Annotated in this window: 16 protein-coding genes and 2 tRNA genes; 9 read left to right on the plus strand and 9 right to left on the minus strand. The window is 68.6% G+C overall.

Going from position 1 to position 20,325, the window contains the following annotated elements; genetic code table 11:
• Positions 1 to 36: 36 nt before the first annotated feature.
• The 3 genes from ACQ4L4_RS03475 to ACQ4L4_RS03485 all read right to left on the minus strand — a co-directional run bounded on the left by ACQ4L4_RS03475 (position 37) and on the right by ACQ4L4_RS03485 (position 3,919).
• Positions 37 to 1,680: a methyl-accepting chemotaxis protein gene (locus ACQ4L4_RS03475; RefSeq protein ID WP_431102798.1), complete on the minus strand. Its 1,644-nt coding sequence runs from the start codon at positions 1,678 to 1,680 to the stop codon at positions 37 to 39.
• Positions 1,681 to 1,685: 5 nt separating this feature from the next.
• Positions 1,686 to 1,762 (minus strand) — tRNA-Arg (locus ACQ4L4_RS03480).
• A 171-nt stretch (positions 1,763 to 1,933) separates the two neighbouring features.
• Positions 1,934 to 3,919: an OPT family oligopeptide transporter gene (locus ACQ4L4_RS03485; RefSeq protein ID WP_431102800.1), complete on the minus strand. Its 1,986-nt coding sequence runs from the start codon at positions 3,917 to 3,919 to the stop codon at positions 1,934 to 1,936.
• Between the two features lie 393 nt (positions 3,920 to 4,312).
• Here ACQ4L4_RS03485 and ACQ4L4_RS03490 point away from each other — a divergent pair, with 393 nt between their 5' ends.
• Together ACQ4L4_RS03490 and ACQ4L4_RS03495 are read left to right on the plus strand one after the other, a co-directional pair.
• Entirely contained in the window at positions 4,313 to 5,761 is a 1,449-nt protein-coding gene (locus ACQ4L4_RS03490; RefSeq protein ID WP_431102801.1) for a putative bifunctional diguanylate cyclase/phosphodiesterase, read from the plus strand.
• A gap of 3 nt (positions 5,762 to 5,764) precedes the next feature.
• Positions 5,765 to 7,246 carry a hypothetical protein gene (locus ACQ4L4_RS03495; protein WP_431102802.1) on the plus strand — a complete coding sequence of 494 codons (1,482 nt, stop codon included), beginning with the start codon at positions 5,765 to 5,767 and terminating at the stop codon, positions 7,244 to 7,246.
• A 135-nt stretch (positions 7,247 to 7,381) separates the two neighbouring features.
• On the opposite strand, the gene ACQ4L4_RS03500 is transcribed toward ACQ4L4_RS03495, so the two are convergent.
• Positions 7,382 to 8,485, minus strand: coding sequence for an NADH:flavin oxidoreductase/NADH oxidase (locus ACQ4L4_RS03500; RefSeq protein ID WP_431102803.1), 1,104 nt, complete (start codon positions 8,483 to 8,485; stop codon positions 7,382 to 7,384).
• Between the two features lie 154 nt (positions 8,486 to 8,639).
• Here ACQ4L4_RS03500 and ACQ4L4_RS03505 point away from each other — a divergent pair, with 154 nt between their 5' ends.
• From ACQ4L4_RS03505 to ACQ4L4_RS03530, 6 genes are all read left to right on the plus strand, one after another.
• Positions 8,640 to 9,554, plus strand: a complete 915-nt coding sequence (locus ACQ4L4_RS03505; RefSeq protein ID WP_431102804.1) for a LysR family transcriptional regulator — start codon at positions 8,640 to 8,642, stop codon at positions 9,552 to 9,554.
• 182 nt (positions 9,555 to 9,736) lie between these two features.
• Positions 9,737 to 10,099 (plus strand): DUF4148 domain-containing protein, encoded by a 363-nt coding sequence (locus ACQ4L4_RS03510; RefSeq protein ID WP_431102805.1) that lies wholly within the window; start codon positions 9,737 to 9,739, stop codon positions 10,097 to 10,099.
• Between the two features lie 147 nt (positions 10,100 to 10,246).
• Positions 10,247 to 10,573, plus strand: coding sequence for a DUF305 domain-containing protein (locus tag ACQ4L4_RS03515; RefSeq protein WP_431102806.1), 327 nt, complete (start codon positions 10,247 to 10,249; stop codon positions 10,571 to 10,573).
• A gap of 8 nt (positions 10,574 to 10,581) precedes the next feature.
• A complete protein-coding gene (locus ACQ4L4_RS03520) occupies positions 10,582 to 12,051 on the plus strand; it encodes a YncE family protein (protein ID WP_431102807.1) in 1,470 nt (489 codons plus the stop codon).
• 10 nt (positions 12,052 to 12,061) lie between these two features.
• Positions 12,062 to 12,595 (plus strand): sigma-70 family RNA polymerase sigma factor, encoded by a 534-nt coding sequence (locus ACQ4L4_RS03525; RefSeq protein WP_431102808.1) that lies wholly within the window; start codon positions 12,062 to 12,064, stop codon positions 12,593 to 12,595.
• Entirely contained in the window at positions 12,595 to 13,371 is a 777-nt protein-coding gene (locus tag ACQ4L4_RS03530) for an anti-sigma factor family protein (RefSeq protein ID WP_431102809.1), read from the plus strand. The genes ACQ4L4_RS03525 and ACQ4L4_RS03530 overlap by 1 nt, the downstream gene beginning before the upstream one ends.
• 243 nt (positions 13,372 to 13,614) lie before the next feature.
• Here ACQ4L4_RS03530 and ACQ4L4_RS03535 read toward each other — a convergent pair.
• The 3 genes from ACQ4L4_RS03535 to ACQ4L4_RS03545 all read right to left on the minus strand — a co-directional run bounded on the left by ACQ4L4_RS03535 (position 13,615) and on the right by ACQ4L4_RS03545 (position 15,681).
• Positions 13,615 to 13,691, minus strand: a tRNA-Pro gene (locus tag ACQ4L4_RS03535).
• Positions 13,692 to 13,796: 105 nt separating this feature from the next.
• Entirely contained in the window at positions 13,797 to 14,837 is a 1,041-nt protein-coding gene (locus ACQ4L4_RS03540) for a phosphotransferase (protein WP_431104862.1), read from the minus strand.
• 139 nt (positions 14,838 to 14,976) lie between these two features.
• The gene (locus tag ACQ4L4_RS03545) at positions 14,977 to 15,681 is read right to left on the minus strand and encodes a Crp/Fnr family transcriptional regulator (protein ID WP_088408218.1); all 705 of its coding nucleotides are present in this window, start codon (positions 15,679 to 15,681) and stop codon (positions 14,977 to 14,979) included.
• Between the two features lie 237 nt (positions 15,682 to 15,918).
• On the opposite strand from ACQ4L4_RS03545, the gene ACQ4L4_RS03550 reads away from it, so the two are divergent.
• Positions 15,919 to 18,024: a type IV pilus assembly protein FimV gene (locus ACQ4L4_RS03550; protein WP_431102810.1), complete on the plus strand. Its 2,106-nt coding sequence runs from the start codon at positions 15,919 to 15,921 to the stop codon at positions 18,022 to 18,024.
• A gap of 162 nt (positions 18,025 to 18,186) precedes the next feature.
• On the opposite strand, the gene ACQ4L4_RS03555 is transcribed toward ACQ4L4_RS03550, so the two are convergent.
• Together ACQ4L4_RS03555 and ACQ4L4_RS03560 are read right to left on the minus strand one after the other, a co-directional pair.
• On the minus strand, positions 18,187 to 19,356 hold the full coding sequence (locus ACQ4L4_RS03555; RefSeq protein WP_431102811.1) for a pyridoxal phosphate-dependent aminotransferase: 1,170 nt from the start codon (positions 19,354 to 19,356) through the stop codon (positions 18,187 to 18,189).
• 8 nt (positions 19,357 to 19,364) lie between these two features.
• A complete protein-coding gene (locus tag ACQ4L4_RS03560; RefSeq protein WP_431102812.1) occupies positions 19,365 to 20,309 on the minus strand; it encodes a CysB family HTH-type transcriptional regulator in 945 nt (314 codons plus the stop codon).
• Between the last annotated feature and the right edge of the window lie 16 nt (positions 20,310 to 20,325).

Genomic DNA, 20,325 nt, shown 5'->3' on the forward strand with positions numbered 1-20,325 from the left:
TCGTGGAGGGATTCTGGCCGAGCCCGGGCACCCCCGCTACGCGAGCTTGAAGACGCCCACGACTTCGGTGAGCTTGGTCGCCTGGACGCGAAGGCTCTCGGCGGCGGCCGCGCTCTCTTCGACGAGCGCGGCGTTCTGCTGTGTCACCTGGTCCAGCTGGCTGATCGCATCGCCGACCTGGCCGATGCCGGTGGTCTGCTCGGACGACGCGTGCGCAATGGATCGGATGAGTTCGTTGACGGTCTGAACCTGGTCGACGATGTCGCGCATGGAGGCGCCCGCCGCATCGACCTGGGCAGTGCCGACCCGGACCTTCTCCGCATTGACCTCGAGCAGGACCTTGATCTCCTTCGCGGCCTCCGCCGAGCGTTGCGCCAGCGTGCGGACTTCGCCGGCCACCACGGCGAAGCCCCGGCCTTGCTCCCCGGCGCGCGCGGCCTCCACCGCGGCATTGAGCGCCAGGATGTTGGTCTGGAAGGCGATGCCGTCGATGACCCCGGTGATGTCCGCAATCCGCTTGGAGGCCTCGGCAATGCCGTGCATCGTCTGTACGACGCTGTCCACCAGCGTTCCGCCCTTCTCGGCGGCGTCGCTGGCCGAGGACGCCAGTTCGGTCGCCCGACTGGCCGTGTCCGCGTTGGCCTTGACGGTGCTGGAGAGTTCCTCCATCGATGCGGCCGTCTCTTGCAGATTGCTGGCCTGCTCCTCGGTGCGCTGGCTGAGGTCCGCATTGCCCGTGGCGATCTGCGCGGAGCCGGTGGCAATGCTGTTGCTGCTGGACCGCACCTGCCCGACGATGTCCAACAGGTTCGTGTTCATCGTCGACAGGGCCTCCATCAGCTGGGCCGTCTCATCCCGGCCTTCAACAAGGATCCTGGATGTCAGGTCCCCGCGCGCGACGGTGGAAGCCACTTCCACGGCTCTCCGGACGGGTCCGACGACGGAGCGGGAAGTGATGATCGCCGCGCCGACACCCAGCAGCAGGGAGGCGACGACCATGATGCCCAGCGATACGAAGGCGGTGTCCCGCGTGGCGTTCGCGGCCCTTGTCTGCGCTTCGGACAACGAGACGTTGTAGTCCCACCATGCCTTGATGGACGTGACGGCGGCGTTGTAGGCGTCGGCGGCCGCTCCCAGCATCATGGCGTTGGCCTCGGCGGTCTTCGAGGGGTTCTCCGCGGTTTGTCGCGATACCGGCAGGACCTTCTCCCACTCCGCGTCGAAGCGCTTGATGGCGTCCCTGGTGGCGACCAGCAGGCGCCTGTCCTGGTCATCGGAGATCAAATCGCTCTCGTACCTGTGCAGTTCCTTCGCGATGTCGCCGCGGATCTGCTGAATCCTGGATTCGATGGATGCCATCTGCGCCGGCGTGGAGGCAAGGACATGCTGGAACCCGGCACCCCTGAGCTCCCGGAGCATCGTGTCGATGCTGTACTCGGACTGATAGGACGGCACCAGGTTCTCGGAGTAGTACCCGGCGGCCTCGGCCAGGCGATTGGCCTGCACGACGGCCACGATGAACGTCGCGCAGATGAGGAGCAGCAACGCCCCATATCCGATGGCCAGCCGCTGCGCAATCCTCAGGTTGTTAAGCATGTCGCATCTCCGGGGGGGGGCAAGACATGTCTCAGTGGGGATCGGCGCTGGCTCCGACATCGTGACAAGGCCGGCTTGCGGCACGAATGTGGCCTGCCCGGAGGGACTCGAACCCCCGACCTGCTGCTTAGAAGGCAGCTGCTCTATCCAGTTGAGCTACGGGCAGACTGAAATCGGTAGACCGACGGCCCGCGTCCGGAAATGACTTCGGGCCCTTCGGAAGGCGTTCCCACGCCTGCCGAAGGGCCCGAATTGTGCCATGCGATGCGCCGTTACCGGCGCCCGTGGAATGGTTCGATATCGATCTTTGTCCGATCGACTGTCGATAAGCTCAAGCTCAGATCAGCACGTTGACGATCGCGTTGCCGATGCCCATCAGCGCCGCGCCCGAGATCAGGCCCGCGCAGATCGGCTCGCAGCCGTCGACCCAGCGCTTCCAGCCCTTGGTGCCCGGCGTCTTGTAGAGCTTGCCCATGACGAAGAACATCATGGCGCCGACCCACATCGCGAAGGTCGACTCCGGCGGCAGCACCACGCCCAGGCCGATCGCCACCGACGACAGCGGGAACTTGCCCTTGGTCGCCATCTTGATCACCTCGATCACCACCGCGCAGATCGCCGCGATCGCCATCGTGATCAGCGCCGACGCCGGCAGGCTGTGCAGGCCGTTGGCGATGATCTCCGCCACGCCGCGCCATTGCACCGCGGCCGGCATCGAGAACTGGTCCGAGATGATCGTCGCCGTCGTGCGCACGCCCTCGGCGTTCTTCGGCACGAACAGCAGGAAGAACAGCGGCACGCAGAACAGCACGCCCGCTACCACGCCGATGATGTGGCCGATCGCCTGGTGGCGCGGCTTGCCGCCCAGCATGTAGCCGGGCTTGATGTCGCTCAGCAGGTTGGCCGCGTTGGACGCGATCTCCGCCGTCATGCCCGCCGGCACCAGGTTGGACGCCGGGTTGGACCGGTCGATCGCGCCCATCGTGAACTGCGTGATCTTGGACAGCGCGCCCGTGGGCGTCCACGAGGTCAGCGCCATCGAGTTCGTGCAGATCACCGTCAGCACGAAGATCAGCGGCAGCGAGATCAGCGCCATCAGGAAGGGCACGCCGAAGAACGCGTGCGAGGTCCACGCCGCCAGCACGCCGAAGACCGGCACGCCGACGTACGAGATCCACAGCGGCACCTCGATGTGGTTCAGCAGGTCGCTGCCTTCGCTCTTGCCCGCGGGCTTCTTCTTGAAGACCTTGAACACCGACAGGAACAGGTCGGGCTTGGCCAGCAGCGTCGTCAGCGAGCCCGCGACCATCATCGCCACGCCCCACCACATCGACCACTGGTTGACGATCTCCACGCGCGAGATCGGGATCAGCGCGCCCGTCGGGCCCACGCGCTGCACGATGTCGCCGGCCTGGATCATGATCGGGGCCAGCACCACGAAGTTGACGAAGGCGCCCAGCAGGCAGCTCGTCGCCACCGCGATGCCCATCAGGCCGCCGACGCCCAGCATCGCGGCGTCCAGCGTCAGGCGCAGGCCCAGGGCGCGGATGTCGGTGCCCAGGATCTTCGGGATCCAGATCTCGGCCTTGGCCGCCAGGCCGTAGTAGTACTGGTCCAGCCGCTCGTGGAAGGTCCAGGGCTCGGTCATGCCGGCCCACTGGTCCATGCGCAGGATCTTGAACTGCAGCAGCTTCATCCAGCCGTCGCTCACCACGGCCTGGTACAGCGCGGCGCCGCCGGCGACCTTGGCCAGCAGCTTGGCCTTGTACATGCCTTCGCCGCCCTCGCCGGTGTAGAGCGAGTCCAGCACCACGCCGCAGGCGCGGCCTTCAGGGAAGGGGAGCTGGTCCTCGTTGATGAAGCGCCGCTTCATCGGGAAGGCCACCAGCACGCCCAGGATCGCGATCACGATCATCCAGACCATCATCTGCCACCACGGCACGATGTGGTCCACCACCAGCATGTACGCCGCCAGCGACGAGAACAGCGGCGACACCACGTAGCCCGCGGCCGTCGCGATCGACTGGGTGCAGTTGTTCTCCAGGATCGTGTAGTCCGAGGCCCAGCCCAGCGTCGCGAAGATGCGGAACATCGCGAAGGCCAGGATCACCGAGGTCAGCCCCACGCCGACGCTGATGCCGGTCTTGCCGCCGATGTACAGCGAGGTCGCCGCCAGGATGCCGCCCAGCATGAAGCCGGTGAAGCCGGAGCGCAGCGAGAGCTGCGCCATGTCGCCGCGAAAGACGTTCTTGAACCACCACTCGTCCTTCTGCGCGCGCGACCAGGTCTGCACCTGTTCGTCGGTCAAATGCTGTAGCGCCATGCTGTGCTCGATCTTTCCGGGTTCGTTCCCGTTGCCCCGCCCGCCTCCCGGCTCGTGACCAGGAGAACAGGAAAAAGGCGCTGTTTTGAAACAAAAAAACAGCGCGCATTGTCTCTGCCTGACATCGTGCTGACAGGTCCGTGCGCATGGGGTTTCCACCTATCGGTGCTTGCCCATCGCGCCTATCGCCCCTGCGGGTGGGGTGTCGCGCGCACGCCGCGCCGCGCCGGCCCCTCTCGCACGCAACGCCCGGCCCCCGCCGAGTTCGTCACGCCCTCCGGTCGCCGCTGGTCAGACCTGCCCCCGCATTCCGGTGCTGAGATCGCACGGAAGCGCATTCAGCGCCTAGCATGCGGACTTCCCCTGCCGATTCCGGAGCCGTTGTTGACGCTGATGTGGGTTCTCCTGGGCGTCCTGCTGGGCGTCGCGCTGACCTTGACGCTGCTGATGGCGGTCCAGGGCCGGCTCGGTCGTGCCCGTCGCCGGCGCCAGCGCGACCGCCTCACCGGCCTGCTGCTGGCGCGCCGCTTCGAGGATGAATTCGCCGCCATGCTGGAAGGCCTCCAACGCCGCGAAGGGCAGGGCTGCCTGCTGTACATCGGACTGGACGGCTTCCGCCTCGTCAACGACGAGCACGGCAAGGAGTTCGGCGACCACCTGCTGATCCGCACCGCCGAGCGCCTGCGGCAGATCGGCGGCAAGAAGGCCCTGGTCGGACGGCTCGCGGGCGATGAGTTCGCCCTCTGGAGCGAGGTGCCTCCCTCGCAGACCGATGCACTGGTGCGCCAGGTGCTCGAGAGCCTGGGCCAACCCGTCGTGATCGGCACGACGCCGATGCGCGCGGGGCTGTCGGTAGGCGTGGCGATGTCGCCCGAGCACGGCAGCTCGATCCGGCTGATCCGGCGCGCGCAGACGGCGATGCGCTCGGTGAAGCGCCTCGGGGGCAACGGCCATGCGTTCTTCGACGCGGTGCAGGAAGAGGAACTCCGCGAGGAGTTGACGATGGCGCGCGAGCTCCGCGAGTCGATCAAGAGCAAGGAACTCGAGCTGGTCTACCAGCCGAAGATGGACGCGAAGACGATGCAGGTCACCGCGGTGGAGGCGCTGCTGCGCTGGCGGCATCCGACGCTGGGCATGGTGAGCCCGTCGCGCTTCATCCCGGTCGCCGAGCGCTACGGCGTGATCGACGCGATCGGCGACTGGGTGGCCGACACCGCGCTTGCCCAGGCGGCGCGCTGGCGCGAGATGGGCCTGCGGATGCGCGTGGCCATCAACGTGTCGGGTTACCAGATGCGCTCGGACGATTTCATCCTCCGGCTCGAGAAGGGCCTCAAGAAGCACCGTCTGCGGCCCGAGCGCTTCACCTGCGAGATCACCGAATCCGTCGCGATGGAGCACGCCACCGTCACCGGACGCGCGTTCAAGCGGCTGGGCGCGCTGGGCGTGCATGTGTCCATCGATGACTTCGGCACGGGGTACTCGAGCCTGGCCGCGCTGCGCCGGTTGCCGGCGCAGGAGCTCAAGATCGACAGCAGCTTCGTCGCCGACGTGGCGACCAGCGTGGAGGCGCAGGCCATCGTGCGCGCCGTCATCGAGATGGCGCGGGTGCTGCACCTGAAGGTCGTCGCCGAGGGCGTGGAGACGCCCGCGCAACGCGACCAGCTGGTCGCGATGGGCTGCGACGAGCTGCAGGGCTTCCTGTTCGCGAAGCCGATGTCGGCCTTCGCGATCGAGGTGCTGGCCTCGGATTCGGGCAAGGCCGCGAGCGGCCACACCGAGGGCTTCCGGCCGTCGATCTTCGTCGAGACCGCGGCGGTGCCGCTGGACGTGGCGAGGCGCTGAACCATGGCCGACGACCCCCGTCGCCAACTGCAATGGGTCGTCGATGATTTCGGTCAGGTCGTGGGCGTGCAGCAGCGCTCGTTGATGCCGTTCCCCGCGCCGACCGCCGACGCGCTCGAGGCCGAGGTGTCGACCGGAACCCTGCTGACGCCGCCGAACGTCGTGGCCGGCGCCTTCGAGATGCCGTTGATCTCCGGCCCGTCCGCGCCGCCGCCGACGTTCTGGCCGAAGAAGCGCAACCTCGGGCTCTTCACGACGGCCGCCGCCGCGGTGACCGCGCTGACCGGCGGCGCGACCAAGACCAACGACACCACCGATCCCTACATCGGCAACACCGCGTCCAGCGCCTATCCGGCCAACATGGGCACGAGCCCGCTCATCACCCTGGGCTCGGGCGGCGCCGTCACCGCGATCCCGGGCGCGGTGCCGCTGGCCGCGCTCGACCTGACGGGCTGCAACGTCTACCTCGCCTTCAAGGTGCTGCCGGGCGGCGCGTCCGGCCCGGGCAGCATCACGGCGGGCGTGCGTCTCTACACCGGCGGGACGGTCAACGCGAGCGGCGGGAACTACCTGCAATGCACGCGCGTGAACTGGAACGCCACGCTCGAATGGCAGGTGCTGGGATTTGCGATCGAGGACTTCGTGGCCGTGGGCGCCGCGCAACCGAGTGACATCACGGCGATCACGCATGCGGGCGCGCGACTCGGCGGTGTCACCGTCAGCACGCGGATCGCGCTGGGCGGGCTGTTCATCTGTCCCAAGCAGCTGGGCCGTGCCGCCGCGGTGATCGCCTTCGACGACTGCCGGGCCGACACCTGGACCGATGCCTCGTTCGAGATGGCCAGGCGCGGCTTCCCGGGCTCGCTGTTCCCGGGCGCGGTCGCCGCGATGCTGCGCACGGGTCCGGACCAGTTCCAGATGAGCGTCACGCAGATGCAGAAGCTCTGCCGGCTGCACGGCTGGCAGGTCGCGTCCCAGGCCTGGTCGACGGAGAACCCCTCGTTCGGCGGCAGCCAGGCGATGTCCGAGATGGCCTCGCAACGCGCCTTGTGGGTGGCGCTGGGGCTCAACGGGGGAGGGATGGGCTCCTACTTCTCCAACAACTCGCCCAACGCGCTGGACTGGAAGGCGGCGCGCAGGACCAACTTCCCGATGGGGATGCGCGGGTTCAACGTCGGCGCCAGCGGCTCCATCACCGCCAAGGCCGTGCTGCCGGAGACCTTTCCGATCGCCGATCCGAACTACGTCACGGCGCTGGGCATCGACCTGAACATCAACACCGGCGCCGACCTGATCAACTTCGCGAGCTATGCGGCGGCCAGCCGGGGGCTGGCCATCTTCGTCTTCCACGTGATCCCGGCGGGCAACGCGGCGCAGTTCGCGAAGTTCACGGCGCTGCTGGACTACCTCGACAGCCGCCGGGACGCGATCGAGGTCTGCACCTACGAGCGCGCGATCCAGCAGGGGTATTCGTATCCGCTTTGACGGGGACCGAGCGCCCGCCGGGCATGCCGGTACCCCCGTCCGCTCAATCTCCTCCTCGCCGCTCGGAATTCGCTCCCGGGGGTACCGGCATGCCCGGCTCCGTGCACGATCGTCAGGGCGTTCGTCGAGGGGGACTCAACCGCGTTGCGGTTGATAGCGCTCCAGCCAGTGCGCGTATGGCGCCGGCAGCACCCAGGTGGGCTTGTCCTTCTTCAGCTCCTGCGCGGCCTGGTAGGGCCAGTGCGGGTTGGCCAGCAGCGCGCGTCCGATCATCACCAGGTCCAGCTGTCCGTCGGCCAGGGCCTGTTCGGCCAGTTGCGGCGTGTGGAAGCCCCAGGCGGCCGCGACCGGCAGACCGGCTTCGCGACGCACGCGTTGCGCGATCGGGCCCAGGAAGGCCGGGCCCCAGGGGACCTGCGCCTCCGGCGTCGTGAAGCCGACGCTGACGTTCAGCAGGTCGAGGCCCTCGGCCTTCATCGCGCGGGTCAGGCCGATGGCTTCGGCCAGTGTCTGCTCGTCGCGGCCGTCGTACTCGATCACGCCGAAACGGGCCGTCAGCGGCAGGTGCTCGGGCCAGACCCGGCGCACGGCGCGCAGCGTCTCCAGCAGGAAGCGACCGCGGTTCTCGGCGCTGCCGCCGAACTCGTCGTCGCGCCGGTTGGCGTGGACGGAGAAGAAGCTCTGCGCCAGATAGCCGTGCGCGAAGTGCAGCTCCAGCCAGCGGAAGCCGGCGTCGCGGGCGCGCACCGCGGCGGCCACGAAGTCGGCCTGGACGCGGGCGATGTCGTCCTTGTCCATGGCCTTGGGCACCTGCGGCAGGCCCTTGCCGTAAGGCACGGCGGAGGGCGACAGCGTGGCCCAGCCGCGCGGATCGCCGGCGGCGATGTGGTCGTCGCCTTCCCAGGGCTTGTGGGCGCTGGCCTTGCGCCCGGCGTGGCCGATCTGGATGCCGGGCACGGCGCCGGCGGCGGCGATGGACGCGGCCACGCGGGCGAGGCCCGTGGCTTGTTCATCGTTCCACAGACCCAGGCAGGCGGGCGTGATGCGGCCTTCCGGCGAAACGCCGGTGGCCTCGACGATCACCAGTCCCGCGCCGCCGCGCGCCAGGCCGGCGTAGTGCGTCAGGTGCCAGTCGTTGACCAGGCCGTCGGTGGCGCTGTACTGGCACATCGGCGGCACGGCGATGCGGTTGCGCAGGACGACGTCCTTGAGAGTGAACGGAGAGAACAGGCTGGACATGGAGACCTTGATGGGAAAAGCGGGAGCCGCCGGAGGGCGGGGGAAGCAGGGAAAGACCCGCAGAGACGGCAGTCTAGAAAGTCGGATCCATAATGAAAAGTACTGCGGCCTTATCGCCGTGATAAGACTTCCTTATGTTCGAGCCGAGTCGCCCATGCTGAATCCCCAATGGCTGCGCAGCTTCGCCACCCTGGCGCGGCTGGGCAGCTTCACGCGCGCCGCCGAGGCGCTGGACCTGACCCAGGCGGCGGTCAGTCAGCATGTGCGGCATCTGGAGAGCTCGCTGGGGCCGCTGCTGATCCGCCGCCCGCGTGCGATCGAGCTGACCCCGGCGGGCAAGGCGACGCTGGATTACTGGCGCGAGCTGGACGAGGCCGACCAGCGCCTGCGCGGCCGGCTCGCGGACGAGGACGCCTGCCAGGGCGAGGTCGGCATGATCACGCCGGGCGGCATCGGGCTGTTCGTCTATCCGCACCTGCTGGACCTGCAGGCGCGGCGTCCCGGACTGGTGGTGCGGCACCGGTTCGCTCCTGACCCCGATGTGCTGCAGGCGGTGCTGGACAACCGCTATGAACTGGGGCTCGTGACGCTGCGGCCCGACGATGTGCGGCTCGCGAGCTGCGCCTTCCTGGAAGAGCCGCTGGAGCTGGTGTTCCCGGCGACGGAGACGATCGCGCAGTGGGACGACCTGCGCCGCATCGGCTTCATCGATCATCCCGACGGACAGGCGATGGCCGGGCGTCTGTTGAGCCGCCACTTCCCCGGCTCGCCGGGCGTGCGCGACCTGCCGGTGCGCGGCTTCAGCAACCAGATCGGCCTGCTGCTCGAACCGGTGGCGCGCGGCCTCGGGTTCACCGTGCTGACGCAGCATGCGCGGCGTGCGTTCCCTCGGCAGGACGAGATCCGGGTGCTCGACTGCGGCTCGCCGGTGGTGGACACGCTGTGGCTCATCCACCGTGCCGAATGGCCGCTGTCGGCGCGCGCCCAGCATGTGGTGGAGCACCTGCGCAAGACCGTCGGCGCGATGGCACCGAAGTTGGCGGCACCCCCTCGCATGCCGGCGGAGTGAGCCGTGCTCGTGGCCGGGAATCTTTTCAGGGCCGGGGAATAGCCCCGGGGCTGCGGCGTCTACGTCAGTACAGGCGTTCATCGCAGCTCGGGCGAAGCCGGCAAGCGCTGGTCACCGTCGCGACAGGCGCCTGTCGGACCCGTTCAACGCGGGCCTGCCCGTTGATCCCATGGAGAAGCCTCTTGAACAAGCAAATCGCCGTTGTCGTCACCTCGCTCGTGATGAGCGCCGCCACCTTCGCGTGCCCTGCCCACGAGGCCGCCGCCACCACGCTGCCGCGGGTGCTCACCAGCCAGGCCGCGCCGGTGACCCGGGCCCAGGTGCTGGCCGACCTTGAGATCTACCGGCAATCGGGCCTGCAGGCCCTGGACAGCCGCGATGCGCCGGACGTGTACGGCGCTGATTACATGAAGGCCCAGGCGCGATATCAAGCGCTGCGCCAGTCGCCCGCCTTCGCAATGGCGGTGGCTCGCATCGCTCGCGAGCGCGGTGAAGCGGTGGCCAGCGCTGGCGCCACCGTCACCGCCACGGCCTCGGCCGATTGAGGGGGCGCACACCCCATGAACATCACAGTTCGTGGCCTCCGCTGGCCCTCCTGGATGGCGGCTTCGGCCGTCGCGGCCTGCGCCATCACCGCCTACGCCGGCGCGAACACGCCTCAAGAAGCGTTCCGTGCGGAGAACGATGCCGCCATGGATCGAATGATGGCGGCGATGGACGTGAAGCCGTCCGGCGACATCGACCGCGACTTCGCGCTGATGATGATTCCCCATCACCAGGGGGCCATCGAGATGGCGCAGGCGGAACTGCGCCATGGCAAGAACGAACAGCTGCGCCGCATCGCGCAAGAGATCATCGTCGACCAGCAGCAGGAAATCGCGGCCATGCAGCTCGCCATCGGCGCTGAGCTGTCGCCTTCCGCTCCCGCGCCGACACAGGTCGGCGTCAACGGCGTCAACGGCGTCAACGGCGCCGATCCGGCCTCCGCCCCGCGCGCGGCTCACGGCCATACCCACTAGGAATCGTCATGCTCAAGAATTCGCTGCGCACGTCACTGCTGTTGACCGCCGTCTGGGCCAGCGCCGCCATGGCCGGTCAGGCACCTGGCAGCGCTGCCGCTCCCGACATCGCCATCAGCCATCGTGACCGCGTCTACGCCGCGGAACAGTTCTCCAACACGGTGTCCGTCACCGACCCTGTCGACAATCGGCTGGTGGGGGTGATTCGTCTGGGCGATCCGTCGCCCGGCAACTTCAGCCCGCTGTATCGCGGCCAGGTGCTGGTCCACGGCATGGGCTTCTCGCCTGACCACCGCAGCTTGGCCGTCGTGTCCATCGGCTCGAACGCCGTGACGTTCATCGACACGCAGACCAATGCGGTGAGGCACACGACCTATGTCGGTCGTTCGCCCCATGAGGCCTTCTTCACGCCGGATGGGAAAGAGGTCTGGGTGACCGTCCGCGGCGAGAACTACGTCTCCGTCATCGACGCAGCGACCTTCGAAGAGAAGACTCGCATCGTCACGGCCGGCGGTCCGGGGATGCAGATCTTCTCGCCGGATGGGAAGTACGGCTACGTCTGCTCCTCCTTCAACCCTGAAACCGCGGTCATCGAGGTGGCCACCCATCAAATCGTCGCGAAGGTGAAGCAGGACAGCCCGTTCTGCCCGAACATCGCCGCTTCGCCCGATGGCACGCAGGTGTGGTTCACGCTCAAGGACGTCGGCCGCACGACCGCGTTCAACGCCAGACCGCCGTTCAACGTGCTGAAGTCGTTCGACACCGGACCCATCACCAACCACGTGAATTTTGCCAAGACCAAGGCAGGCACCTTCGCCTATGTGACCGTGGGCGGCTTGAACCAGGTGAAGGTCTTCCGCACGGATGACTTCAGCCAGGTGGCCACCGTGCCCGTGGGCAAGCTGCCGCACGGCGCGTGGCCGTCCGGGGACGGCTCGCGCATCTACGTGGGTCTGGAAAACGAGGACGCCCTGGCCGTCATCGACACATCGACGAACACCGTGATCGGGCACGTTCCCATCGGACAGGCGCCCCAGGCAGTCGTCTACGTGCCCAACGCCGTGCCCGCTGGCGACGGCACACAAGGATTGCAGCCGCTGGGCGTTGCCGGACAGGTCGCATCGCTGACCCTGACGGACGCCGGCGGCAAGGCGGACGTGACCCGGACCAGCGTCTCGCTGTTCGACCAAGGCCTGCTCCAGGTGTTGCAGGCCTCCGTCACGGGTCTGACGCCCAGGCAGCCTTTCCTCCTGGCGCTTGCCGAGTCCCGGGACGGCCGTGGCGCCCTTCAGCCCTTGGCCAACTTCATGACCAACCCCGCCGGGGCTGCGATCGTGAATGCCATTGGTCCGATTCGTCAGATCGTCCAGTCCGACGCGCCTGCCGCCCGGCGCTACCTGGTCATCGTCCCGGTGGTCAACGGCAAGCCAGGCGAGCCGGTGCAGACGCAGACCCTTGCCCAGTCCGCCCATGACTAGGGCGCCCGACATGGCGCTCATCACCGAGCTCCAGCCGCTGATACCGGCCCTGCGCCGGTATGCGAGCGCGATGGTCCGGAATCGGGACCTCGCGGACGACCTGGTCCAGGACTGTCTGGAGCGGGCCATCAGCCACTGGGCGACCCGCCGGCAGGTCGACAATACGAGGCAATGGGTCTTCGCGATTGCGCACAACCTCATCGTCAATCGCATTCGCCAGGACACGCGCCGGGGGCAGCACATCGACATCGCCGATGTGGATGAGTCGGCCTTCGCCTCGCCTGCCACCCAGGAGTCGCACGTCCAGTACGGCGAGTTGACGAGAGCGCTGGCAACGCTGCCTGAAGAGCAGAGGGCCGTGCTGCTGCTGGTCTCGGTCGAAGGCTTGAGCTATGCGGAAGCTGCCAAGGCCCTGGACGTGCCGATCGGAACCATCATGTCGCGCCTGGCCCGGGGGCGGGAAAAGCTGCAGCGCGCCATGGAAGGGGGGCCCAGGCAGCGGCCCCCGGCGACCGCGGAACCGCACTTGCGGAGGATGAAGTAATGAGCAAGCAAAATGTCCGTCCCGTCGACGAGGACGACCTGCACGCATTTGTCGATGGTCTGCTGGATGCGCCGCGTCGCAAGGAGGTGCAGGAGCATCTGGACCGACATCCCGCTGATGCCGCGACGGTGGCCAGCCTCAGCATGCAGCGCCAACTGCTGCGGTCGACATTGGCGCCCATCGCCGACGAACCTGTCCCCGAGCGGCTGCAGATCCACACGCTCCTTGCGCGGCGCGACGCGCCGCAGCCTTGGCGCTGGAGAACGGCCGCCGCCGTCGTCATGGCGCTCGGCACCGGCGCCTTGGGCGGCTGGCAAATGCGTGACGTCTGGGATCCCGTGCCGACGTCCGGGATCGTGGCCCTGGCTGGAGAAGCGCGCAGCAGTTTCGCCGCGTATTCCGCAGAAGGGCCTGGGGAGACCGATCGGGCGACGCTGCTCCATCAGGTGTCGACCCAGCTGCAGCGTCCGGTGGATATTCCTGACCTCAGCCAGTCCGGATACCGCTACGCCGGCGGCCGCGTGGTCGCCACCGCCCACGGCTCCGGAGGCCTGTTCTTCTATGAGCGTCAGGATGGCACGCGCATCGCGATGATGGTCCGACCGATGCTCGTGGACAAGGAGGCTCCGATGCTCAAGCATGCGACCGGAGCGGTTCGCGGCTTCACCTGGGCTGCTCGGGGACTGGGCTACAGCGTTGTCGGAACTGAAACGCCTGAAGCCTTGCATCCCATCGCCGACGAAGTGCGCCGGCAGCTGCGCAACAACGCCGTCTAGCCGTCTGGCCGTCTAACGCCGTCTATCGCCATCTGACGCCGCATCCATGCACGGCTCCCGCCAACCGGCGCACAGGGTCGGATTCCCACGCTTCCTGGGCCAGGTGTTGCTTGGCCTGGGCGGGGACCCCTCCGTGCTGATGGGTGCGGGCCGCGTCACGTCGTTGGAGGGGGCGTTCCAACGGAGGGCGCCGGAAAAGGAAAAGCCGCAAGGAGCAGGACTCCTTGCGGCTTTCGAGATGGTTGGTCGGGGCGGCGGGATTCGAACTCGCGACCCTCTGCTCCCAAAGCAGATGCGCTACCAGGCTGCGCTACGCCCCGACTGAGCCTTGCATTCTAGCCTGAAAATCTGACCGCTCCGGAACTCGCGACCCTCTGCTCCCAAAGCAGTGGGTCGCAGCGCGATCGCCGCCGCTCGTTTCGCGCTCAGCCCGACAGCTTCTGCGCGAACGACCAGCCCAGCTCCGCCATCGGCTTCGCGCCGGCGCCGGCCTCGCGGGCCTGCTGGCTGGACGCGGTGCCGTCCTCGACGCGTTTGGCGATGCCCTGCAGGATCGCGCAGATGCGGAACAGGTTGTAGGCGAGGTAGAAGTTCCAGTCCTTCATCACCGTCGCCGCGTCGCCGCGGCCGGTGCGCTCGCAGTAGCGGCGCACGTAGTCCAGCTCGCTCGGGATGCCCAGCGGCGCCAGGTCCACGCCGCCCAGGCCGCGCGCCGCGCCGCTCTTGCGGATGTGCCACGACATGCAGTGGTAGCTGAAGTCCGCCAGCGGATGGCCCAGCGTCGACAGTTCCCAGTCCAGCACCGCCAGCACGCGCGGCTCGGTCGGGTGGAAGACGAGGTTGTCCAGCCGGTAGTCGCCGTGGACGATGGCGACCTCGCGCTCGTCGCGCGCCGACTCGGGGATGTGCGCCGGCAGCCACTCGATCAGGCGGTCCATCGCCTCGTTCGGGCCGGTGATCGTCGCCTGGTACTGCTTGCTCCAGCGGCCGATCTGGCGCTCGAAGTAGTTGCCCGGCTTGCCGTAGCCCGCCAGCCCCAGCGCGCGGAAGTCCACCCGGTGCAGCGCGGCGATGACGCGGTTCATCTCCTCGTAGATCGCGGTGCGTTCGGCGGTGGACGCGCCCGGCAGCGTCTGGTCCCACAAGACCCGGCCCTGCATGAACTCCATGACGTAGAACGCGCGGCCGACGATGGATTCGTCCTCGCACAGCGCGAGCATGCGCGGCACCGGCACGTCGGTGCCGGCGAGGGCGCGCATCACCGTGAACTCGCGCTCGATCGCGTGCGCGGACGGCAGCAGCTTGGCCACCGGCGCCGGCTTGGCGCGCATCACGTAGGTCGCGCCCGGCGTGATCAGCTTGTAGGTGGGATTGGACTGGCCGCCCTTGAACTGCTCGATCGTCAGCGGGCCGGCGAAGCCGTCGATCTCGCGCGCCAGCCAGGCGGCGAGCGCCTGGGCATCCATCGATTGCGAAGGGGCACGGGTGCCGGTGAAAGCATCGTCCACAAGGTCTCCTGAAGTTGTCGTGATTCGTGATCCGAGCGTCCTGGAGACCGGGTCGATCCCGTCGACCGTGTCGACCGTGTCGATGTTCTCCCGACGCTCAGCGGTTGGCGATCGCCAGCAGCTTTTCCTTGCTCAACACCACCAGCCGGGTCGGCTCCACGCGCACCGCGCCTTCGCGCTCGAAGCCCTTGAGCTCCTGGTTCACGCGCTGCCGCGAGGCGCCCAGCAACTGCGCCAGGTCTTCCTGCGCCAGTTGCAGGCCGATGCGGACCTCCTCGCCCTGCGACACGCCGTAGCTGCGCGCCAGCAGCAGGATCTGCTTGGCCAGCCGCGAGGCGAGGGGTCGGGTGTTGAGGTCCTCGACTTGGTCGAACATCAGCCGCAGGCGGCGGCAGTTCAACCGCAGCAGCGCCTCGTAGAGCTCGGTGTGGCGTTGGAGCAGATCGCGGAAGTCGGGCTTGCGGATCACCAGCAGCGTGGTCTCGCCATGCGCGCTGGCATCGTGGGTGCGCGGCAGGCCGTCGAAGAGGGCGATGTCGCCGAACCAGATGCCGGGCTCGACATAGGTCAGCGTGACCTGCTTGCCCGACAGCGAGACCGAACTCACCCGCACCGCGCCCTTGGCCACGCCGATCCATTCCTCGGCCGGTTCGCCGCGCACCGACATCAGCGCGCCGTCGGTGAGGCGTCTCACGGTGGCGCGCGCCAGAATGTCGCTGCGCAGCGGCAGTGACAGTTTGGAAAACCACGGCCCCGTCTCGATGTTGTTGCGTTCGGAAATTGTAAGAACCGAGCTGTTCATGCTTTGTCGCTGGCGTGACAAGCCAGCGGTCTCCTGAAATGTGCGGATGGACCGCGTGCGTCGCGGCTTCTTCCGGCTTATTGTGAGGGACTCGCGGCAGGCCCGTGGGCGCCGCGACCATGCGCGCATGATGCGCGGGCGATGCGCATCCGGGGGGAGGAAGGGGCGCTTTTCCGGGTTTGTCCCTGTAAGCGCCGTGCTAGAGTGAAACGCACACCAACAGCAACAACAGCGGGAATGGATCGAGATCATCACGACCCGCGCGGCGCGTTGCCGCCGCACAGCGTTCTCGTGCTTGCCATCCTCATGATGTCGGCGCCGGCCTGGAGCCTCGGTGTCGGCCGCCCCCAGGCGGCATCGTCATTGGGCCAGCCGCTGAACCTGCTGTTCCCCGTCCAGCTCAACCCCGGCGAGACCGTGACGCCCGAGTGCGTGCGCGCGGAAGTCAGCGCCGGCGAGAACCCGCTGGCCACGTCGGGCCTGCACTGGCAGGTCGAGGGCGACGGCACGCGCGTCACCGGCGTGCGGCTGCGCAGCGCGCAACGGATCGACGAGCCCATCGTCTCGGTGCAGCTCAGCGTGGGCTGCCCGACGCGCCTGACGCGCCAGTACACCGCCTTCATCGACCCGCCGGGCCTGAACGGCGAGCCGATGGCCGACGCCGGCCCGCCGCCCGCGGCGACCGTGTCGCCCGCGCTGCAGGCGTTGCAGGAGAACCAGCCGGCGCGCCCGACGGAGGCACCGGCTCCCCGTTCGTCGACGCCGCGCGTGGGCAATGAGCTGGCGATCGCGGCCGCCGCAACGCCTGGCACCACCGCGAGCGGCGCCGAGCGCCCCCAGCGTCCCCAGCGCCGGACGGTCGAGGCAAGTCCTGGCACCGACGGTGCCCGCGCCCCGGCCGGCGAGACCAGTCGGACCCGTGCCCAGATCCAGGCGCGCGAGGCCCGCGCGGCCCGCGTGGTGCGGGCGCCGACGCCGCGCCTGTCGCTGGAACCCATGGAGGCGCTGCAGCCGGCGGCTCCGGCGCTGCTGGCCGCCGAGGCCGCCGCCAGTGCCGCGAGCGCCGCCGAGGACGCGCGCCAGCAGATGCTGGCGATGCAGAAGCAGCTTGCCGAGATGCAGGCCGAGCAGAAGCGCACGATGGCCGCGATGACCACGCTGCGCCAGGAATTGCAGGCCGCGCGCGAGCATGCCGCGAGCGGGGGCAACGCGTCGTCCGTCTGGGTGCTGGGCCTGAGCCTGCTGAGCCTGGCGCTGGCCGCGAGCAGCCTGCTGCTGTGGCGCAGCAACCGCCTGCAGAAGCGCGAGGCGGGTCAGCATTGGCTGGGCGACTCCCGCCACGATCTGCCAGGGGCCGAGACGGTGCTGCCGCCCGTGCCGACCGGTCCGTCCCCGTTCACACCCACCGATCCGCACAGCTCGCCGGTGCCGTTGATGTCGCACCTGTCGAGCGACGGTCCGGTGGCGTCCCAGGCGCCGTCGACGATCCCGATGCCGCTGAGCCTCAACGAGGAGCCGACCCGTCCCGCGCCCTTGATGTCGCCCACGCCGCCCACGTCCGCCGTCCAGCGCCAGCCGGCCCGCGCGCCGACCACGGCGGCGGACGACGCGCTCGACGCCCTGGCCGCGCTCGATGCGCTGGAGCCGCTGAGCCTGCGGTTCGAGCGCGACGATACGCGGCCGGCGCCGCTGTCGGCCGACCTGGGCGTCGGTGGCGTCACCGTGACGGTCGAGGAACTCATCGACCTCGAGCAGCAGGTCGACTTCTTCATGGTGCTGGGCCAGGACGACGCGGCGATCGAGCTGCTGTCCTCGCGCCTGAACCACCGCGACGCGGCCAGCGGCCTGCCGTTCCTGAAGCTGATGGAGCTCTATCAGCGTCGCGGCGACCGCGAAGCCTTCGATCGCGTCGGTGCGCGCTTCGCCGAGCAGTTCCACGCCCGCGCGCCGTCGTGGAGCGACGACCTGAACCAGGGCGAGGCGCTGGAGACCCACGGGGAACTGATCGAGCGGCTCGAGGCCGCCTGGTCCGATCCCGAGGGCAGCATGAGCCTGCTGCAGGACCTGCTGTCCAACCATCAGGAGTACAGCGGGGACCTGGGGCTGCCAGCCTATCGCGACCTGCTGCTGCTGTACGCGGTGGCGCGGGACCGCGCCGAGCACGAGATCGACGGGTCGTCCATCGACGTCGTGCTGCCGCTGGATGCGACCGCGCCGGCGGACCAGATGGCCACGATGGTCTGGCAGTCACCAGCGCCGTCGCGGACGCCGCTCACGCAGTCGGTGGATCTGGATCTGTCGCTCGTCGAGGACGACGCGCCGCGCGAACCCAAGGGACGCTGATCGTCCGTTCCGGCGGCAGGCGCGGGCCACGAGCCTGGCGTGTGGCCAAGCGCGGGCGCTCCACGAGGCAGGGGGCATCGCCTCCGCGAACCCCCAGCCTCATTCCGGCCCCAGTAGCGCTCGCTGTCCGCGGGGCGGGGCGTGCGATTGGCTCAGATTGGCTCAGATCCTCTTCAGGCGTTCCAGCGCGAGGTCCAGGGTCTCGTCCTTCTTCGCGAAGCAGAAGCGGATGACCTTCGCGTCGCTGCCGCCACCGTAGAACGCCGACAGCGGAATCGCCGCGACGCCGATCTCGCGCGTGAGCCACTGGCTGATCTCCATGTCGCCCATCGCGGCCAGCGGCGCCGGCAGCGCGCTGTAATCGACGCACTGGAAGTAGCTGCCGGGGCAGGGGCGCAGCACGAAGGCCGAGCCCGCCAGTCCGGCGCGGAAACGGTCGCGCTTGCGCTGGTAGAAGTCGCTCAGGCCCAGGTAGGGCGCCGGGTCGCGCATGTAGGTCGCGATGCCGTGCTGCATCGCGGAGTTCACCGTGAACACGTTGTACTGGTGGACCTTGCGGAACTCCGCCATCAGCGGCGCCGGCGCGGTCACGTAGCCGACCTTCCAGCCGGTCACGTGGTAGGTCTTGCCGAAGCTCGACACGACGAAGCTGCGCGCGGCCAGTGCCGGCAGCCGCGACACGCTCTGGTGCGTCTGGCCGTCGTAGACCATGTGCTCGTAGACCTCGTCGCTGATCACCAGCACGTCGGTGCCGTCCAGCAGTTCGGCGAGCTGGCGCAGTTCGTCCGCGCTCCACACGGCGCCGCTGGGGTTGTGCGGGCTGTTGATCATGATCGCGCGGGTGCGCGGCGTCAGCGCGGCGCGGAGGCGGTCGAAGTCGGGACGGAAACTCGCCGGATCCAGCGGCACCGGCACCATGACGCCGCCGGCCAGCGCGATGTTGGGCGCGTAGCTGTCGTAGGCCGGCTCCAGCACGATGACCTCGTCGCCGGGGTGCACGATCGCGAGCAGCGCCGTCAGGATCGCCTGCGTCGCGCCGGCGGTGACGGTGATCTCGGTGTCCGGGTTGTACGAGTGCCCGTAGAGCGTCTCGATCTTCGCGGCGATCGCCTGGCGCAGCGCCGGGACGCCGGGCATCGGCGGGTACTGGTTGTGGCCGGCGCGCATCGCGGCGTCGACGGCGTCCAGCAGCGCCGGATCGCCTTCGAAATCAGGGAAGCCCTGGCCCAGGTTGACCGCCTGGTGCTGCTGCGCCAGCGCCGACATGACGCTGAAGACCGTCACGCCCAGCTGGGGCAGACGGCTCGCAGGAACGGGAGTGTGAATGCGCATGGGGAGGCTCACAAATCGTAGTCGCTGGCCTCGCCGCTCATCGCCCGCTGCAGCAGCGTGCGGTTCAGGCGATCGGACAGCAGCTCGGCGAAGCTGTAGACGTAGTTGCGCAGGTAGGCGCCGCGCTTGAAGGCGATGCGCGCGACGTTCTGGCCCAGCAGGTGACCCAGCGGTCGCGAGACGAGTTCCCCGCCCGGCGGGTCCTCGCGCACCGCCATCTCGGCCACGATGCCCACGCCCAGTCCCAGCCGGACGTAGGTCTTGATGACGTCGGAATCGATCGCCTCCAGCACGATGTTGGGCTTGAGCTGGCGTTGCGCGAAGGCGCGGTCGATGCGGGTGCGGCCGGTGAAGCTCGGGTGGTAGGAGACCAGCGGCTGCGCGGCCAGGTGCTCGAGGTCGATGCGTTCGAGCTGCGCCAGCGGATGCTCGGCGCGCATCACCAGCACGTGCTGCCATTCGTAGGCGGGCAGGGTGACGAGCTCCTCGAACTGCGACAGCGACTCGGTCGCCAGGCCGACGTCGGCCGTCTCGTCGATCAGCATCTTCGCGACCTGGTCCGGGCTGCCCTGGTGCAGGCCGATGATGACCTGCGGGAACTGCTTGCGCAGCTGCGTGACCGGGCCCGGCAGCACGTAGCGCGCCTGCGTGTGCGTCGTGGCGATCGACAGCGTGCCGACATCCTGCTTGGAATACTCCTCGCCGATGCGCTTGAGGTTGCCGACCTCGCGCATGATGATCTCGATGGACTTCAGCACCTGGCGTCCGGGCTCGGTGATGCTGCGCAGCCGCTTGCCGTGGCGCGAGAAGATGTCGACGCCGAGCTCCTCCTCGAGCTCCAGGATCGCCTTGGAGACGCCCGGCTGCGAGGTGTACAGCGCCTTGGCCGTCTCGGTCAGGTTGAGGTTGCGGCGCGCGGCCTCTTGGACGAAGCGGAACTGGTGGAGGTTCATGGCGGGTTCAGTGCGG

It is taken from the genome of Roseateles noduli (genome assembly GCF_050626985.1).
Taxonomy (GTDB): domain Bacteria; phylum Pseudomonadota; class Gammaproteobacteria; order Burkholderiales; family Burkholderiaceae_C; genus Roseateles; species Roseateles noduli_A.

What these genes read in the sequence shown, in the direction of transcription:
- ACQ4L4_RS03485 (WP_431102800.1), bottom strand. Translation starts at nt 3,919, where the DNA reads ATGGCGCTACAGCATTTGACCGACGAACAGGTGCAGACCTGGTCGCGC.
- ACQ4L4_RS03500 (WP_431102803.1), bottom strand. Translation starts at nt 8,485, where the DNA reads ATGTCCAGCCTGTTCTCTCCGTTCACTCTCAAGGACGTCGTCCTGCGC.
- ACQ4L4_RS03495 (WP_431102802.1), top strand. Translation starts at nt 5,765, where the DNA reads ATGGCCGACGACCCCCGTCGCCAACTGCAATGGGTCGTCGATGATTTC.
- ACQ4L4_RS03525 (WP_431102808.1), top strand. Translation starts at nt 12,062, where the DNA reads ATGGCGCTCATCACCGAGCTCCAGCCGCTGATACCGGCCCTGCGCCGG.
- ACQ4L4_RS03540 (WP_431104862.1), bottom strand. Translation starts at nt 14,837, where the DNA reads ATGGATGCCCAGGCGCTCGCCGCCTGGCTGGCGCGCGAGATCGACGGC.
- ACQ4L4_RS03555 (WP_431102811.1), bottom strand. Translation starts at nt 19,356, where the DNA reads ATGCGCATTCACACTCCCGTTCCTGCGAGCCGTCTGCCCCAGCTGGGC.
- ACQ4L4_RS03530 (WP_431102809.1), top strand. Translation starts at nt 12,595, where the DNA reads ATGAGCAAGCAAAATGTCCGTCCCGTCGACGAGGACGACCTGCACGCA.
- ACQ4L4_RS03505 (WP_431102804.1), top strand. Translation starts at nt 8,640, where the DNA reads ATGCTGAATCCCCAATGGCTGCGCAGCTTCGCCACCCTGGCGCGGCTG.
- ACQ4L4_RS03545 (WP_088408218.1), bottom strand. Translation starts at nt 15,681, where the DNA reads ATGAACAGCTCGGTTCTTACAATTTCCGAACGCAACAACATCGAGACG.
- ACQ4L4_RS03490 (WP_431102801.1), top strand. Translation starts at nt 4,313, where the DNA reads ATGTGGGTTCTCCTGGGCGTCCTGCTGGGCGTCGCGCTGACCTTGACG.
- ACQ4L4_RS03520 (WP_431102807.1), top strand. Translation starts at nt 10,582, where the DNA reads ATGCTCAAGAATTCGCTGCGCACGTCACTGCTGTTGACCGCCGTCTGG.
- ACQ4L4_RS03550 (WP_431102810.1), top strand. Translation starts at nt 15,919, where the DNA reads ATGGATCGAGATCATCACGACCCGCGCGGCGCGTTGCCGCCGCACAGC.
- ACQ4L4_RS03560 (WP_431102812.1), bottom strand. Translation starts at nt 20,309, where the DNA reads ATGAACCTCCACCAGTTCCGCTTCGTCCAAGAGGCCGCGCGCCGCAAC.
- ACQ4L4_RS03515 (WP_431102806.1), top strand. Translation starts at nt 10,247, where the DNA reads ATGGATCGAATGATGGCGGCGATGGACGTGAAGCCGTCCGGCGACATC.